Source organism: Pseudomonas sp. GW821-FHT12A04 (genome assembly GCF_058807755.1).
The window spans coordinates 373,299-390,556 of record NZ_JBXAQZ010000001.1 but is presented as its reverse complement, the minus strand read 5'-3'; the positions used below and the strand labels follow the sequence as shown (position 1 = coordinate 390,556).

13 protein-coding genes are annotated in these 17,258 nt (G+C 60.7%); all 13 read left to right on the top strand.

Going from position 1 to position 17,258, the window contains the following annotated elements; translation table 11 throughout:
• Positions 1–54: 54 nt before the first annotated feature.
• On the top strand, positions 55–906 hold the full coding sequence (locus AC1RS8_RS01640; protein WP_057712387.1) for an ABC transporter permease: 852 nt from the start codon (positions 55–57) through the stop codon (positions 904–906).
• Positions 903–1,733 (top strand): quaternary amine ABC transporter ATP-binding protein, encoded by an 831-nt coding sequence (locus AC1RS8_RS01635; RefSeq protein WP_052961897.1) that lies wholly within the window; start codon positions 903–905, stop codon positions 1,731–1,733. The genes AC1RS8_RS01640 and AC1RS8_RS01635 overlap by 4 nt, the downstream gene beginning before the upstream one ends.
• Positions 1,734–1,883: 150 nt before the next feature.
• On the top strand, positions 1,884–3,407 hold the full coding sequence (gene hutH, locus AC1RS8_RS01630; protein ID WP_090452628.1) for a histidine ammonia-lyase: 1,524 nt from the start codon (positions 1,884–1,886) through the stop codon (positions 3,405–3,407).
• Positions 3,408–3,526: 119 nt separating this feature from the next.
• Positions 3,527–5,059 (top strand): histidine ammonia-lyase, encoded by a 1,533-nt coding sequence (gene hutH / locus AC1RS8_RS01625; RefSeq protein WP_218495266.1) that lies wholly within the window; start codon positions 3,527–3,529, stop codon positions 5,057–5,059.
• A 109-nt stretch (positions 5,060–5,168) separates the two neighbouring features.
• Complete coding sequence (locus AC1RS8_RS01620) at positions 5,169–6,575, top strand: amino acid permease (RefSeq protein WP_489339596.1); 1,407 nt, start codon at positions 5,169–5,171, stop codon at positions 6,573–6,575.
• A gap of 17 nt (positions 6,576–6,592) precedes the next feature.
• On the top strand, positions 6,593–7,798 hold the full coding sequence (gene hutI / locus AC1RS8_RS01615) for an imidazolonepropionase (RefSeq protein WP_218495264.1): 1,206 nt from the start codon (positions 6,593–6,595) through the stop codon (positions 7,796–7,798).
• Positions 7,799–7,808: 10 nt separating this feature from the next.
• Complete coding sequence (hutG, locus tag AC1RS8_RS01610) at positions 7,809–8,612, top strand: N-formylglutamate deformylase (protein ID WP_057712382.1); 804 nt, start codon at positions 7,809–7,811, stop codon at positions 8,610–8,612.
• A 264-nt stretch (positions 8,613–8,876) separates the two neighbouring features.
• On the top strand, positions 8,877–9,833 hold the full coding sequence (locus AC1RS8_RS01605) for a choline ABC transporter substrate-binding protein (protein WP_407515067.1): 957 nt from the start codon (positions 8,877–8,879) through the stop codon (positions 9,831–9,833).
• 161 nt (positions 9,834–9,994) lie between these two features.
• Positions 9,995–10,912, top strand: coding sequence for an alpha/beta hydrolase (locus AC1RS8_RS01600; RefSeq protein WP_489339597.1), 918 nt, complete (start codon positions 9,995–9,997; stop codon positions 10,910–10,912).
• 104 nt (positions 10,913–11,016) lie between these two features.
• Complete coding sequence (pip, locus tag AC1RS8_RS01595) at positions 11,017–11,988, top strand: prolyl aminopeptidase (protein ID WP_057712379.1); 972 nt, start codon at positions 11,017–11,019, stop codon at positions 11,986–11,988.
• Positions 11,985–12,422, top strand: coding sequence for a D-aminoacyl-tRNA deacylase (gene dtd / locus AC1RS8_RS01590; protein ID WP_057712378.1), 438 nt, complete (start codon positions 11,985–11,987; stop codon positions 12,420–12,422). Before pip ends, dtd begins: the two co-directional genes overlap by 4 nt.
• A gap of 321 nt (positions 12,423–12,743) precedes the next feature.
• The gene (locus tag AC1RS8_RS01585; protein ID WP_090452641.1) at positions 12,744–14,558 is read left to right on the top strand and encodes a glucan biosynthesis protein G; all 1,815 of its coding nucleotides are present in this window, start codon (positions 12,744–12,746) and stop codon (positions 14,556–14,558) included.
• Entirely contained in the window at positions 14,551–17,121 is a 2,571-nt protein-coding gene (gene mdoH / locus AC1RS8_RS01580; protein ID WP_493162194.1) for a glucans biosynthesis glucosyltransferase MdoH, read from the top strand. Before AC1RS8_RS01585 ends, mdoH begins: the two co-directional genes overlap by 8 nt.
• The last annotated feature ends 137 nt before the right edge of the window (positions 17,122–17,258 follow it).

Below are 17,258 nucleotides of genomic sequence, written 5' to 3'. Positions count from 1 at the left end.
TGTCGGCAACGGCAGTCGGACGCTTGATCGCAACCCCTTGATTGAGAGTCTCTTATGTTTCCCGAAAGCTTTACCTTTTCCATCGCCGACTGGGTCAACGGTTGGGTCGATTCGCTGGTTACCAACTACGGCGACGTTTTCCGCAGCATCTCCGACACCTTGCTGTGGGCCATCGTCAATCTTGAAGGCCTGCTGCGTGCTGCACCCTGGTGGCTGATGCTGGCGATCGTGGCCGGTGTGGCCTGGCACGCGACCCGCAAGGTCGTGACCACTGCCGTCATCGTTGGTTTGCTGTTCCTGGTGGGTGCGGTCGGCCTCTGGGACAAGCTGATGCAGACCCTGGCGCTGATGATGGTGGCGACGATCATTTCGGTGTTGATCGGCATTCCGCTGGGCATTCTCTCGGCGCGCAGCAACCGCCTGCGTTCGGTGCTGATGCCGTTGCTGGACATCATGCAGACCATGCCGAGCTTCGTGTACCTGATCCCGGTTCTGATGCTGTTTGGCCTGGGCAAGGTCCCGGCGATTTTCGCCACGGTGATCTACGCCGCACCACCGCTGATCCGTCTGACCGATCTGGGCATTCGCCAGGTCGACGGCGAAGTGATGGAAGCGATCAACGCCTTCGGTGCCAACCGCTGGCAGCAACTGTTCGGCGTGCAACTGCCACTGGCCCTGCCGAGCATCATGGCCGGGATCAACCAGACCACCATGATGGCCCTGTCGATGGTGGTGATCGCCTCGATGATCGGTGCCCGTGGCCTGGGTGAAGACGTGCTGGTAGGGATTCAGACCCTCAACGTCGGGCGTGGCCTTGAAGCCGGTCTGGCGATCGTGATTCTGGCTGTGGTGATCGACCGCATTACACAGGCGTATGGTCGCGCACGGCATGAGGTGAGCAAATGAACAACGCAACCGTGAGCAAGATCGAAGTCAAGAACGTCTTCAAGATTTTCGGCAACCGTTCCAAGGATGCGCTGGCCATGATCGGCCAGGGCAAGACCAAGGACCAGGTCCTGGCCGAAACCGGCTGCGTGGTCGGCGTGAACGACCTGTCGCTGAGCATCGGCAGCGGCGAGATCTTCGTGATCATGGGCCTGTCGGGCTCAGGCAAGTCGACTCTGGTGCGCCACTTCAACCGCCTGATCGACCCGACCAGCGGCGCGATCCTGGTGGACGGCGTGGACATCCTGCAATACGACATGGAAGCCCTGCGCGAATTTCGTCGGCGCAAGATCAGCATGGTGTTCCAGAGCTTTGGCCTGTTGCCGCACAAGAGCGTGCTGGACAACGTCGCCTACGGCCTGAAAATCCGTGGCGAAAGCAAAGCCATGTGCGCTGAGCGTGCGCTGCACTGGATCAACACCGTGGGCCTCAAGGGCTACGAAAACAAATACCCGCACCAGCTATCCGGCGGCATGCGTCAGCGTGTGGGCCTGGCCCGCGCCCTGGCGGCGGACACTGACATCATCCTGATGGACGAAGCGTTCAGCGCCCTCGACCCGCTGATCCGCGCGGAGATGCAGGACCAGTTGCTGGAACTGCAAAAGACCCTGCACAAGACCATCGTCTTCATCACCCACGACCTCGACGAGGCTGTGCGCATTGGCAACCGCATCGCGATTCTCAAGGACGGCCGCCTGATCCAGGTCGGCACGCCAAGAGAGATCCTGCATTCGCCGGCGGATGAGTATGTCGACCGTTTTGTGCAGCGTCGGGCGGCGGTGGTTTAAAAGGTTTGTGCCGGCTGTGCTGGCCCCATCGCGAGCAAGCTCGCTCCCACAGTGGATCCCCGGTGTTCACAAAACCTGTGGGAGCGAGCTTGCTCGCGATGAGGCCGGAAAAGCTGCATCAATATTCAGGTTTGTACGCAGAGGTTGAAGATGTCCCAGGCTGAAAAAATCGTTATCACCGAGTCGCAGGTCAGTTGGCAGGATGTGGTCGCCGTTGCTCGTCATGGCGCACAGCTTGAACTGTCGGCACCGATCTGGGCGCGCATCGAAAACGCACAGGCCATCGTCCAGCGCATCGTCACCAGCGGCGAACGTGCCTACGGCATCAACACCGGCCTGGGCGCGCTGTGCAACGTTTCGCTGCAGGACGAACAACTCAGCCAGTTGTCGCGCAACACCTTGCTCAGCCACGCTTGCGGCGTGGGTGCACCGCTGACCGACGAGCAGACCCGCTCGATCATGTGCGCGGCCATCGTCAACTACAGCCACGGCAAATCCGGCCTGCACCGTCAGGTCGTCGAAGCGCTGCTGGCGCTGCTCAACCGGGGCATCACCCCGCAGGTGCCGTCCCAGGGTTCGGTGGGTTATCTGACTCACATGGCGCACATCGGCATCGCGCTGCTGGGCGTGGGCAATGTCAGCTATCGCGGGCAGATCGTTTCCGCGCAGCAAGCGCTGGCCGAAGAAGGTCTGCAACCAGTCAAGCTCGGTGCCAAGGACGGTTTGTGCCTGGTCAACGGTACGCCGTGCATGAGCGGCCTGAGCTGCCTGGCGATTGCCGATGCCACGCGCCTGCTGGAATGGGCCGACGTGATCGGCGCCATGAGCTTCGAAGCCCAGCGCGGGCAGATCGATGCGTTCGACGCGGAGATCATCGCGCTCAAGCCGCACCCGGGCATGCAACAGGTCGGGATCAACCTTCGGGCCTTGCTCGACGGCAGCGAAGTGATCGCCCAGAGCAAAGGCATTCGCACCCAGGATGCCCTGAGCATTCGCTCGATCCCGCAGGTGCACGGTGCTGCGCGCGATCAACTGGTGCACGCGATCAAACAGATCGAAACCGAGCTCAACGGCGCCACCGACAACCCGCTGGTGCTGGGCACCGCGGACAATTACCGCGTGGTGTCCCAGGCCAACCCTCATGGCCAGTCCGTGGCAATGGCGGCGGACCTGCTGGCGATCGCCATGGCGGAAATCGGCTCCATCGCCGAGCGTCGTCTGGACCGTTTGATCAACCCGCACGTCAGCGGCCTGCCGGCTTTCCTGGTGGCCAACCCGGGCGTGAACTCCGGGATGATGATCGTGCAATACGTGGCCGCTTCGCTGTGCGCGGAGAACCGTCAACTGGCGCAACCGGCAGTCCTCGACAATTACGTCACTTCCGGTCTTCAGGAAGATCACCTGAGCCTGGGCACCAACGCTGCGCTGAAGCTGCATCGCGCGCTGGAAAACTGCACGCAGATCCTCGCCATCGAGTATTTGCTGGCGGCCCAGGCGTTTGAATTCTTGAAGGAACAACGCTTTGGTGCGGGCACCGATACCGCTTGGCGTCTGCTGCGTGAGCGAGTTCCTGCCTACGACCAGGACCGCTGGCTGGCACCAGACATTGCCGCCGCTGCCAGTGTTCTGAAAGACCCTGTTTTGCTGCAAAAAACCTTACCGAATCTGAATTGATTTCCCTATAAAACCAGCGTGCCAAGGCGCCACCCCCTCAAAAAGGGGGAAGCGACGGACAACGGACATCTCCGGAGCGTCTGGTTAGTTAATAGCTAACTCTCAAAAGGAGCACAAAAATGACTGCGCTAAATCTGATTCCCGGCCAACTGACCCTCGCCCAACTGCGTGACGTCTATCAGCAGCCGGTGAAACTGACCCTCGACAACAGCGCCTCGGCCCAGATCGAAGCCAGCGTTGCCTGCGTGGAACAGATCCTCGCCGAGAACCGCACCGCCTACGGTATCAACACCGGTTTCGGTCTGCTGGCCTCGACCCGCATTGCCAGCGAAGACCTGGAAAACCTGCAGCGCTCGCTGGTGCTGTCCCACGCCGCCGGTGTCGGCCAGCCGATCAGCGATGAGCTGGTGCGTCTGATCATGGTGCTCAAGGTCAACAGCCTGAGTCGTGGTTTCTCTGGCATCCGTCGTGTGGTGATTGACGCGCTGATCGCCCTGATCAATGCCGAGGTTTACCCGCACATTCCATTGAAAGGCTCGGTCGGTGCTTCCGGTGACCTGGCGCCTCTGGCCCACATGTCGCTGGTGCTGCTGGGTGAAGGCAAGGCTCGCTACAAGGGCGAGTGGATGGAAGCCACCGAAGCGCTGAAAGTTGCTGGTCTGACCCCGCTGACCCTCGCCGCGAAAGAAGGCCTGGCGCTGCTCAACGGCACTCAGGTGTCCACCGCATTTGCCCTGCGTGGCCTGTTCGAAGGTGAAGACCTGTTCGCTGGTGCCTTGGCACTGGGCGGCCTGACCGTTGAAGCGGTCCTGGGCTCGCGTTCGCCGTTCGACGCCCGTATCCATGCTGCCCGTGGCCAGAAAGGCCAGATCGACGCAGCCGCCGCTTATCGCGATCTGCTGGGCGAGCGCAGCGAAGTCTCCGACTCCCATGAAAACTGCGAGAAGGTACAAGACCCGTACTCCCTGCGTTGCCAGCCACAAGTCATGGGTGCCTGCCTGACCCAGTTCCGTCAAGCGGCCGAAGTACTGGCGATCGAATCCAACGCCGTTTCCGACAATCCGTTGGTTTTCGCCGCTGAAGGTGACGTGATCTCCGGTGGCAACTTCCACGCCGAGCCGGTGGCCATGGCCGCTGACAACATGGCATTGGCCATCGCTGAAATCGGTTCCCTGAGCGAGCGCCGTATCTCGCTGATGATGGACAAGCACATGTCGCAACTGCCGCCGTTCCTGGTGGCCAACGGCGGTGTGAACTCCGGCTTCATGATCGCCCAGGTGACCGCAGCGGCATTGGCCAGTGAGAACAAGGCGTTGTCCCATCCGCATTCGGTGGACAGCCTGCCGACTTCCGCCAACCAGGAAGACCACGTATCGATGGCTCCGGCGGCTGGCAAGCGCCTGTGGGAAATGGCCGAAAACACCCGTGGGATTCTCGCGGTGGAATGGCTGGCGGCAGCCCAGGGCCTGGACCTGCGCAATGGTCTGAAGACTTCGCCAAAACTGGAAAAAGCCCGCGCCATTCTGCGTAACGAAGTGCCGTTCTATGAGAAGGACCGCTTCTTCGCGCCGGACATCAATGCGGCGTCTGAACTGTTGGCCTCGCGTTGCCTGAACGAACTGGTGACGGCGAAGTTGCTGCCTAGCCTGTAATTGCCCCTTCGCGAGCAAGCCCGCTCCCACATGGATTGCGTTGAACCTGTAGGAGCTGGCTTGCCAGCGATTCGATTTTGCGTCGGATAACAATAATTAGGGACGAGAAATGCAACAGCCAGAAAAAGGTTTGAAACGCGGGCTCTCTGCCCGACATATTCGCTTCATGGCGCTGGGGTCGGCAATCGGCACCGGGCTGTTTTATGGATCTGCCTCGGCCATTCAAATGGCCGGTCCTGCGGTACTGCTCGCTTACCTGATCGGTGGCGCGGCGGTGTTCATGGTCATGCGCGCCCTCGGTGAGATGGCGGTGCACAACCCGGTGGCCGGCTCTTTCGGCCAGTACGCCAGCACCTACCTGGGGCCGATGGCGGGCTTCATCCTCGGTTGGACCTACGCATTCGAAATGGTCATCGTCGGCATGGCCGATGTCACTGCATTCGGTATCTACATGGGCTTCTGGTTTCCGGAGGTTTCCCGCTGGATCTGGGTGCTGGGTGTCGTTTCCATCGTTGGCGGCCTGAACCTGTGCAACGTCAAAGTCTTCGGTGAAATGGAGTTCTGGCTGTCGCTGCTCAAGGTCGCCGCCATCGTCGCGATGATCCTGGGTGGTTTCGGCATCATGTGGTTCGGCATCAGCTCGGCCCCCGGCCAAGCGACCGACATCAGCAACCTCTGGAGCCACGGCGGTTTCATGCCCAATGGCATGGGCGGTCTGATCGCTTCGTTCGCGGTGGTGATGTTTGCGTTTGGCGGTATTGAGATCATAGGCGTAACGGCAGGTGAAGCCAAAGACCCGCAGCACGTGCTGCCCCGGGCGATCAATGCTGTACCGTTGCGGATCCTGCTGTTCTATGTGCTGACGATGCTGGTGCTGATGTCGATCTTTCCATGGCAGCAGATCGGCAGCCAGGGCAGCCCGTTCGTGCAGATTTTCGACAAGCTGGGGATCAGCTCGGCGGCCACCATCCTCAACATCGTGGTGATCACGGCGGCGATTTCGGCGATCAACAGTGACATCTTCGGCGCTGGCCGCATGATGTTCGGTCTGGCCCAGCAAGGGCATGCACCCAAAGGCTTCGCCCGCCTGTCGCGCAATGGCGTGCCATGGATGACGGTAGTGGTGATGAGTGCCGCGCTGTTGCTGGGTGTGTTGCTGAACTACCTGATCCCGGAAAACGTGTTCCTGTTGATCGCTTCCGTCGCGACCTTTGCCACCGTGTGGGTCTGGCTGATGATTCTGGTGACCCAAGTGGCCATGCGCCGGTCCATGAGCGCCGAGCAGGTTGCACAACTGAAGTTCCCGGTACCGCTCTGGCCTTATGCACCGGCGGCGGCGATTGCCTTCATGCTGTTCATTTTCGGCGTGCTGGGCTATTTCCCGGACACCCAGGCAGCGCTGATCGTCGGCGTGGTCTGGATCGTGTTGCTGGTGCTGGCTTACCTGACGTGGGTGAAACCGGCGGCGGGCCAGGCAACCCTGGTGACGCAGGATCCTAATTTTTCTCATCGATAACCTAATGGAGGCCAAGGATGAAAACTCTCTGGCAACACTGTCACGTCGCAACCATGGCACAAGGCGTCTACTCGATCATCGAGGATGCGGCCATCGTGACGTCAGGAGCGCACATTGAGTGGATCGGCCCGCGCGGTGAGTTGCCGGCGGGCGAGTACCCGGCCGTCAATGATTTGAACGGGGCCTGGGTCACGCCGGGCCTGATCGACTGCCACACTCACACGGTGTTCGGCGGTAACCGCAGCGGTGAATTCGAACAGCGCCTGCAAGGCGTCAGCTACGCGGAAATCGCCGCCAGCGGCGGCGGTATCGCCAGCACCGTACGCGCCACCCGCGCAGCCAGCGAAGATGAACTGTTCGCCAGTGCCGCCAAGCGCCTGAAAAGCCTGATGCGTGATGGCGTTACCAGTATCGAAATCAAGTCCGGCTACGGCCTGGACCTGGCCAACGAGCGCAAGATGCTGCGTGTGGCCCGTCGCCTCGGCGCCGAACTGCCGGTCAGCGTGCGCAGCACCTGCCTGGCGGCTCACGCCTTGCCGCCGGAATACAAGGATCGCGCTGACGACTATATCGATCACATTTGCGCCGACATGCTCCCGGCCCTGGCTGCCGAAGGGCTGGTCGACGCCGTGGATGCGTTTTGCGAGTACCTGGCGTTCTCCCCGGCGCAGGTCGAGCGGGTGTTCATTACCGCCCAGGCACTGGGCCTGCCAGTGAAGCTGCACGCCGAGCAGTTATCGTCGCTGCATGGCTCGAGCCTGGCGGCGCGCTATCACGCGTTGTCCGCCGATCACCTGGAGTTCATGACCGAGGACGACGCCATCGCCATGGCCAAGTCCGGTACGGTCGCGGTGCTGTTGCCCGGCGCCTTTTACTTCCTGCGTGAAACCCAATTGCCGCCGATGGAAGCCCTGCGCAAGCACGGCGTGAAAATCGCCATCGCCAGCGACCTCAACCCGGGCACCTCACCGGCGCTGTCGTTGCGCCTGATGCTGAACATGGCTTGCACCTGCTTCCGCATGACCCCGGAAGAAGCCCTGGCCGGCGCGACGATTCATGCCGCCACCGCGCTGGGCATGGCCGATACTCATGGTTCGCTGGAGGTCGGCAAGGTCGCGGATTTTGTCGCCTGGCAAATCGATCGTCCGGCCGACCTGTGTTACTGGCTGGGCGGCGACCTGGAAAAACGCGTCGTGCGCCACGGCGTCGAATCAAGTCTGTAGGAGATCTGTTGTGGATAAGGTTCTGAACTTCAAACAAGGCCGCGTACCGCTGCTGATCAGCATGCCCCACGCTGGTGTGCGCCTGACGCCTGCGGTCGAAGCCGGGTTGATCCCTGACGCGAAAAGCCTGCCGGACACCGACTGGCACATCCCGCAGCTATACGACTTCGCCGCGGAACTGGGTGCAAGCACCCTGGCGGCCGAGTACTCGCGGTTCGTTATCGACCTTAACCGACCGTCCGACGACAAGCCTTTGTACGTGGGTGCGACCACCGGCCTGTATCCGGCGACGCTGTTCGACGGCATTCCGTTGTTCCGCGAAGGGCTGGAGCCTTCGAAAGAAGAGCGCGCGACTTATCTGGAGCAGATCTGGACGCCGTACCACAGCACCTTGCAGCAGGAACTGGCGCGACTGAAGGCCGAGTTCGGCTATGCGCTGCTGTTCGATGCGCACTCGATCCGCTCGATCATCCCGCACCTGTTCGACGGCAAGTTGCCGGACTTCAACCTCGGCACCTTCAACGGCGCCAGTTGCGATCCACAGCTTGCGACCCGACTGGAAGCGATCTGCGCGCTTCATGACAACTACACCCACGTACTCAACGGGCGCTTCAAGGGCGGGCACATCACCCGCCATTACGGTAATCCGGCCGAGAACATCCACGCGGTGCAACTGGAGTTGGGGCAGTGCACCTACATGGAAGAGTTCGAGCCATTCCGCTATCGCCCGGATCTGGCGGAACCGACGCGGTTGGTGCTCAAGGAGTTGCTGCAAGGCTTGCTGGCCTGGGGTGAAAAACACTACAAGCGCTAAAGCCTGACGCGTAACCCTGTGGGAGCGAGCTTGCTCGCGATAGCGGTCTGTCTGTTACATCTATGTCGACTGATCCACCGCCATCGCGAGCAAACTCGCTCCCACAGGTAAGTGTTCATTTTGAAAGCGCGACGTAACAGTCGCCACCGTGCAAAACACGGTCGCCACAGGTCGCTTTTACCGCTCGTCTGCTGCGTAATGTTCTGGCCACGGTGCACAAAGACACCGACCTCACAATAATCGCTGCCGCACGAGATGCTCTCTATGACAAGCACCAAAGGTTTGTTCGCCCGCTGTCTCTCAATCCTCTGCGGCACGGCTCTCCTGAGCACCGGCGCCCTGGCCGCTGACGACGCCTCCTGCAAAACCGTGCGCATGGGCGTGGTCAACTGGACCGATGTGATCGCCACCAGTGGCATGGCCGACGTGTTGCTCAATGGCCTCGGCTACGAAAGCAAACAGACCAGCGCCGTTCAGCAAATCATCTTCGCCGGGATCCGCGACAAGCGCCTGGACATTTTCCTTGGTTACTGGAAACCGGCGATGGACAAAAACATCGCGCCGTTCCTGGCCGCCAATCAGGTCAAGGTCATGGACAAGCCGAGCCTGGCTGATGCCCAGGCCACCCTTGCAGTCCCTGACTATGTAGAAGCGGCGGGCCTGAAGACCTTCTCCGACATCGCCAGATTCAAGGATCAGCTTGGCGGCAAGATCTACGGCATCGAACCGGGCAGCGGCGCCAACACCACGATCAAGACCATGATCGAAACCAATCACTTCGGCCTGAAGGATTTCAAACTGATCGAGTCCGGTGAAGCCGGCATGCTCGCCGCCGTACAGCGCGCCGTGAATCGCAAGGAGTTCGTGGTGTTCGTCGGTTGGACTCCACACCCGATGAACATCAACATGAAGATCGCCTACCTGACCGGCAGCGAAGACGTGTACGGCCCGAATGAAGGTGCAGCGACCGTTTCCACCGTAACCGCGCCGGATTACGCCCAGCGCTGCCCGAACGTCAATCGACTGCTGGAAAACCTGACCTTCACCGCCGCCCAGGAAAGCCAGTTGATGGTGCCGATCATGGAGCGCCAATCGGCTCAGGATGTCGCGAAAAAATGGCTGCGCGAGCATCCGGAAGATCTCCAGCGCTGGCTGGCGGGTGTCAGCAGTTTTGATGGCAAGGATGGCGTGGCCACGGTTCAGGCCAGTCTGAAGAACTGACACCTTTCCAGATGTTTGCAAAACCTGTGGGAGCGAGCTTGCTCGCGATGGCGCCCTCACATTCAACATCTATGTTGCCTGTCAGTTCGCAATCGCGAGCAAGCTCGCTCCCACAGGTCATAAGTACGTCTTAAAAACCTGAACAGGCTTGCACCAGTCTTATGGCTCCTTATCCGCTCTCTGAACAAATGACGGCATTCGTCGACAAAACCCTGAGTTTCAACAGCACCGACAGCAGTATCACCGGATTGCGCCAGGCCTACAGCGAGATGTGCCGGGCATTCACGCCGCCGCGTCCCGCCGGGTTGTATGTGGTCGATTTCGAGTTGGCGGGGGTTGCCGTTCGTTCGTATCAGCCGCCGGTTTCACCTTCTGCTGGTGGCGTGCCGTGCATCGTCTATCTACATGGCGGTGGCTGGGTGGTGGGGGATCTGGATTCCCACGACTTCATTTGCGCGGAACTGGCCTCGACGCTTGGCGTGTTGGTGATCGCCGTCGATTACCGTCTGGCGCCGGAACATCCGTTTCCGGCGGCCTTCGACGATTGCCTCAAAGTCTGGCGAGCACTGCGCACCGGGCCGTTCAAACTTGACCCTGCGCGTACGCTGGTGGCCGGCGACAGTGCCGGTGGCAACCTCGCGGCAGCGTTGTGCCTGGCGCTGCGCGATGCCGGCGAGCCGGTGCCGTGCGCGCAGGTCCTGATCTATCCGGGCTTGGGCGGCGATCACCGGCTGCCGTCGCGCAGTGAGTGCATCGACGCGCCGTTACTCAGCAGCAGTGACGTAGATTGCTATCACGCGCTTTACCTGCAGGGCACCTGCCATCCGAACGCCTACGCCATGCCATTGCTTGCCACGGATTTCAGCAGACTGCCACCGGCATGGATCGCCGTGGCGCAATTGGACCCGTTGCGTGATGACGGCGTGCTGTATGCCAAGCAACTGAGTACTGCCGGCGTTGCTGCCACATTGTACGTCGGCGAGGGTTTGGTCCATGGCTGTTTACGGGCCCGCGGGCAGGTGGCCGAGGTCGATGCGCTGTGCGAAACCCTGTTTGGTTATCTTGCGGAAAAACTCTGACTTCGCACGGGCATGCTCATTGACGTAATTCGGGTTTATGATGCCCAACGGCAGAATAATAGAAGTCCCCCCAGGGATGACCTCGACCCCTTACGGAGTGCGCAATGCAGACTTTGTACCCGCAGATCAAACCCCACGCCCGGCACGATCTGGCCGTCGACGAGACCCACACGCTGTATGTCGACGAAAGCGGTTCACCGGAAGGTTTGCCGGTGGTGTTCATCCACGGCGGCCCCGGTGCCGGATGTGATGCCCAGAGTCGGTGCTACTTCGATCCAAATCTTTATCGCATCGTCACCTTCGACCAGCGCGGTTGTGGTCGCTCGACCCCCCACGCCAGCCTGGAAAACAACACCACCTGGGACCTGGTCGCCGACCTCGAGCGGATTCGCCAGCATCTGGGCATCGACAAATGGGTGCTGTTTGGTGGCTCCTGGGGTTCGACCCTGGCGCTGGCCTACGCGCAAACCCATCCTGAGCGGGTACACGGCCTGATCCTGCGAGGGATCTTTCTCTGCCGTCCGCAGGAAATCGAATGGTTCTACCAGGCCGGTGCCAGCCGCCTGTTCCCCGATTACTGGCAGGACTACATCGCGCCGATCCCGCTGGACGAGCGCGACGACTTGCTCGCTGCGTTCCACAAACGCCTGGTCGGCAACGACCAGATCGCCCAGATGCACGCGGCCAAGGCCTGGTCGACCTGGGAGGGCCGCACCGCGACCCTGCGCCCTAACCCTCTGGTAGTCGACCGTTTCTCCGAGCCTCAACGTGCGTTGTCGATTGCCCGCATCGAATGCCACTACTTCAGCAACCACGCCTTCCTGGAGCAGAATCAGCTGATCCGCGACATGGGCAAGATCGCCCATTTGCCCGGCGTGATCATTCATGGTCGCTACGACGTGATCTGCCCGCTGGATAACGCCTGGGAATTGCATCAAGCCTGGCCGAACAGCGAACTGCAGGTCATCCGCGATGCCGGTCATGCCGCTTCCGAGCCTGGCATCACCGACGCACTGGTACGCGCCGCCAATCAGATGGCCCGGCGTCTGCTCGACCTGCCGCCTGAAGAAGCATGAAGGGCCTGCTGCAGCGGGTACGCGGCGCGCGGGTCGAGGTCGCGGGCGAGATCGTGGGTGCCGTCGATCAGGGATTACTGGTCCTGGTAGCCGTCGAGCCCGACGATACGCGGGCCAGCGCTGACAAACTCCTTAATAAGCTGCTTAACTATCGGGTATTCAGTGACGCTGAGGGCAAGATGAATCTGTCCTTGGCGGATGTGGGCGGTGGGCTGCTGCTGGTCTCTCAGTTCACCCTGGCTGCCGATACAAAAAACGGGCTGCGTCCGAGTTTCTCGACCGCGGCCCCTCCGGCGTTGGGCGAGGAGCTGTTCGACTATCTATTAAGCAAAGCGAAACAGGTGCATGGCACTGTGGCATCAGGTAGATTCGGCGCGGATATGCAGGTGCACCTGGTCAATGATGGCCCGGTAACCTTCCTGTTACAGACCTGAAAGCGCTTGAAACAAGTTTTTACGTTCATTTCGGCTGAAAACAGGGCTTTTTCGCGATAAATACTTTGTTACCCCTGATGCGTTGTAACGCGGCCTACTAGATAATCCCGCGCTACGGGGATCAGCGTTCGTTGGTCCATTTTGACTTAGGTAGAGACTTGTCCGGATCCGATTGGGGAATCATTTCGCCACAGCGGAGTCGGAACAATGCTCGCCAACTTGGCAAGAGTGGTTTGCAAGGGCGGTTTTTTCATACCGTACACCGTGCAGGCCCTTTAACTGGCCGTTGGTTTTTTGATCTGTTTTCGGCGAGGGTTGCTCGTGATTGTTAGTCCCTGTAACGCACCAAAATTGTCTGCCAAACGGTTACGCAGCGCCCTGGTAGCGGGCTCTGCACTGCTCTGCCTGCTCAGCGCCGGTCAGCTTTGGGCATTCAGTCTGGATGATGTATCGGTCAAGGCAAAAGAACTGGCCGCGCAGAAATTCGAAGCGCCGCGCAGTAACCTGCCGAACGAGTTCCGCGACATGAAATTCGCGGACTATCAGAAAATTCGTTTTCTGACGGAAAAAGCCGAGTGGGCTGACCAGAAGACGCCGTTCAAGCTGTCCTTCTATCACCAGGGCATGCATTTCGATACGCCGGTGAAAATCAACGAAATCACCGCGAACACCGTCGAAGAGATCAAATACGATCCGAGTCGTTTCGACTTCGGCGATATGAAGTTCGATCCAAAGGCCACCGAACAACTGGGTTATGCCGGTTTCCGTGTGCTGTACCCGATCAACAAGGCCGACAAGCAAGACGAAATCATGACCATGCTTGGCGCGAGCTACTTCCGCGTTGTCGGCAAGGGTCATGTCTATGGTTTGTCCGCTCGCGGCATGGCGCTTGATACCGCATTGCCGTCCGGCGAAGAATTCCCGCGTTTCCGCGAGTTCTGGATTCAGCAGCCCAAGCCAGGCGACAAGCACCTGGTGATCTTCGCCCTGCTGGATTCCCCTCGTGCCACCGGTGCCTACCGCCTGACCCTGCGTCCGGGCAGCGATACCATCGTCGACGTCAAGGCGCAGATGTTCCTGCGTGACAAGGTCGGCAAACTGGGCATCGCCCCGTTGACCAGCATGTTCCTGTTCGGCGCCAACCAGCCGTCGAAAGTACTGAACTACCGTCGCGAGCTGCACGATTCCAGCGGCCTGGCGATCCATGCCGGCAACGGCGAGTGGATCTGGCGTCCGCTGAACAATCCGAAGCACCTGGCCGTGAGCAACTTCAGCGTTGAAAACCCGCGCGGCTTTGGTCTGCTGCAACGTGGCCGCGACTTCAGCCACTACGAAGACCTCGACGACCGCTACGACAAGCGCCCAAGCGCCTGGATCGAGCCGAAGGGTGACTGGGGCAAGGGCACGGTCGACCTGGTCGAGATTCCGACCGCCGACGAAACCAACGACAACATCGTTGCTTTCTGGAATCCGGAAAAATTGCCGGAACCTGGCCAGCCGCTCGATGTCGCTTATCGTATGCACTGGACCATGGATGAAGCCTCGATTCACGCGCCGGACAGCGCCTGGGTCAAACAAACCCTGCGCTCCACTGGTGACGTCAAGCAGTCCAACCTGATTCGTCAGCCGGACGGCAGCGTTGCCTACCTGGTGGACTTTGAAGGCCCGTCCCTGGCGGCTTTGCCGGCCGAAGCGGACGTTCGCAGCCAGGTCAGCGTCGGCGACAACGCCGAGCTGGTGGAAAACAGCGTTCGCTATAATCCTGAAACCAAAGGCTGGCGCCTGACCTTGCGGATGAAGATCAAGGATCCGAGCAAGTCCACCGAGATGCGTGCCGCGCTGGTGCAGAACATCGTGCCGGCGGACCTGGCCAAGACTTCGATTCCGTCGTCGAACTCGTCGGTTGCCAAGGCCGACAAGGTTGCCGCCAAGCAACAAGAGAAAGCGGACAAGGAAGCCAGGCAAGCGGAGGCCAAGCAGGCCGAAGCCAAGCCTGTTGCAGATGCCAAGGACAAGGCCAATAAAGACGCCAAGCAGCCTGTCGCTGCCGACGCGGCCCCAGCCACACCGGAATCGGCCCCGACTGAAGAAGTCCTGACCGAGACCTGGAGCTATCAGTTGCCTGCCGATGAGTAACTCTCAAGTACGGCCAGAAACTCTCTCCGAGTATCTGGCGCATCTGCCGATGACCGACCAGCAGCGCGCGGAACTCGCGGGCTGCAGGTCTTTCAGTGAACTGCATGAGCGTCTGTCGTCCTCGACTTTCGACGCGCCAGCCGAGGCCGCCCAGGCTTCGGTCGGCAAGCGCTTGACCCTGAGCACTGCCGAAGAATTGCAGGACGCCGAAATGCTGGTGCTCGACGCCAGCGGTCGCGTCTGCCTTAAGGCGACCCCACCGATTCGTCGGACCAAGGTCGTGCCGGAGCCGTGGCGCACCAATATTCTGGTGCGCGGCTGGCGGCGTCTGACCGGTCGCACCAATCCGCCGAAGCCGCCGAAAGACGAGAACGTGCTGCCGGCCGCGCGCTGGCGCACCGTCGGTTCGATCCGCCGCTACATTCTGCTGGTACTGATGCTCGGTCAGACCATCGTCGCCGGCTGGTTCATGAAAGGCCTCATGCCTTACCAGGGCTGGTCATTCGTCGACCTCGACGAAGTGTTGCACCAACCGTTATTGCAAACCGCCACCCAAGTGCTGCCATATGCATTGCAGACCAGCATCCTGATCCTGTTCGGGATCCTGTTCTGCTGGGTTTCGGCCGGTTTCTGGACCGCACTGATGGGTTTTCTCGAGTTGCTAACCGGGCACGATAAATACCGCATCTCCGGTAAAAGTGCTGGTAACGAGCCGATTCCAAAGGATGCGCGCACCGCGCTGGTGATGCCGATCTGCAACGAAGACGTGCCACGGGTATTCGCCGGCCTGCGGGCGACCTTCGAGTCGGTTGCAGCCACGGGTGACCTGGACCGCTTCGACTTCTTCGTCCTCAGCGACAGTAACGACGCCGACATCTGCGTCGCCGAGCAACAGGCCTGGCTGGATGTCTGCCGCGAAGCCGGGGGCTTCGGCAAGATTTTCTATCGCCGCCGTCGTCGTCGCGTAAAACGCAAAAGCGGCAATCTCGACGATTTCTGCCGTCGTTGGGGCGGTGACTACAAGTACATGGTCGTACTCGACGCCGACTCCGTGATGAGCGGTGAGTGCCTGACCAGTCTGGTACGCCTGATGGAAGCCACGCCGGACGCCGGGATCATCCAGACCGCGCCGCGTGCGTCGGGCATGGACACCCTTTATGCTCGCATGCAGCAGTTCGCCACCCGCGTGTACGGTCCGCTGTTCACTGCCGGCCTGCACTTCTGGCAGTTGGGCGAATCGCACTACTGGGGCCACAACGCGATCATCCGCATGAAGCCGTTCATCGAGCACTGCGCCCTGGCGCCATTGCCCGGTAAAGGCGCGTTCGCCGGTGCGATCCTGTCCCACGACTTCGTCGAAGCCGCGCTCATGCGTCGTGCCGGTTGGGGCGTGTGGATTGCCTACGATCTGCCGGGCAGCTATGAAGAACTACCGCCGAACCTGCTGGACGAACTCAAGCGCGACCGTCGCTGGTGCCACGGCAACCTGATGAACTTCCGCCTGTTCCTGGTCAAGGGCATGCACCCGGTGCACCGCGCGGTGTTCCTGACCGGCGTGATGTCCTACCTGTCGGCGCCGTTGTGGTTCTTCTTCCTGGTGCTGTCGACCGCGCTGCTGGCGGTCAACACGCTGATGGAACCGCAATACTTCCTCGAACCGCGTCAGCTTTATCCGCTGTGGCCACAATGGCATCCGGACAAGGCGATCGCCCTGTTCTCGACCACCATCGTGCTGCTGTTCCTGCCGAAGCTGTTGAGCATCATCCTGATCTGGGCCAAGGGCGCGAAAGAGTTCGGCGGCAAGTTCAAGGTGACCCTGTCGATGCTCCTGGAGATGCTGTTCTCCATGCTGCTGGCGCCGGTACGGATGATCTTCCACACCCGTTTCGTCCTCGCCGCGTTCCTCGGCTGGGCCGCGACCTGGAACTCGCCACAACGTGACGACGACTCCACGCCGTGGAGCGAAGCGGTCAAGCGCCACGGCCCGCAAACCCTGCTGGGCTTCTTCTGGGCCTTGCTGGTGATCTGGCTGAACCCGAGCTTCCTGTGGTGGCTGGTGCCGATCGTCGGTTCGTTGATGCTGTCGATCCCGGTATCGGTGATCTCCAGTCGTGTCGGTCTGGGCCTGAAGTCCCGTGACGAGAACCTGTTCCTGATCCCTGAGGAATACAATCCGCCACAGGCACTGCTGGCGACCGACCAGTACACCCACGAAAACCGCTGGCACGCGCTGAACGACGGCTTCGTCCGCTCGGTGGTCGATCCACAGCAAAACGCCCTGGCGTGCTCGTTGGCGACTTCCCGGCACAATCAGTCCGAGCCGATCGAATGGCTGCGGATCGAACGAGTTCGTCACGCGATGAAGGTTGGACCTGAAGGCCTGACCAACAACGAGCGTGTGCAGTTGTTGAGCGATCCGGTAGCTCTGGCCCGCCTGCATGAGCAGGTTTGGAACGAAGGCCATCCAGAGTGGCTGGGCGCGTGGCGCAAGTCGGTGAAAGCCGACCCCCACGCACCGTTGTTGCCGCTCAAGCCAGTGAGCGCTCAGCCTCAGTTGGCCTGATGAAAAAACCCGCGAGAGCGGGTTAATAAGATGGTCAGCCTGACCGAGAAGCCCTGCAGGTTTACGCCTGCAGGGCTTTTTTCGTTTTTTGGACCGGCTGATATTTTTTGGTCAGGTGTTTGTTGGAAGACGCTACG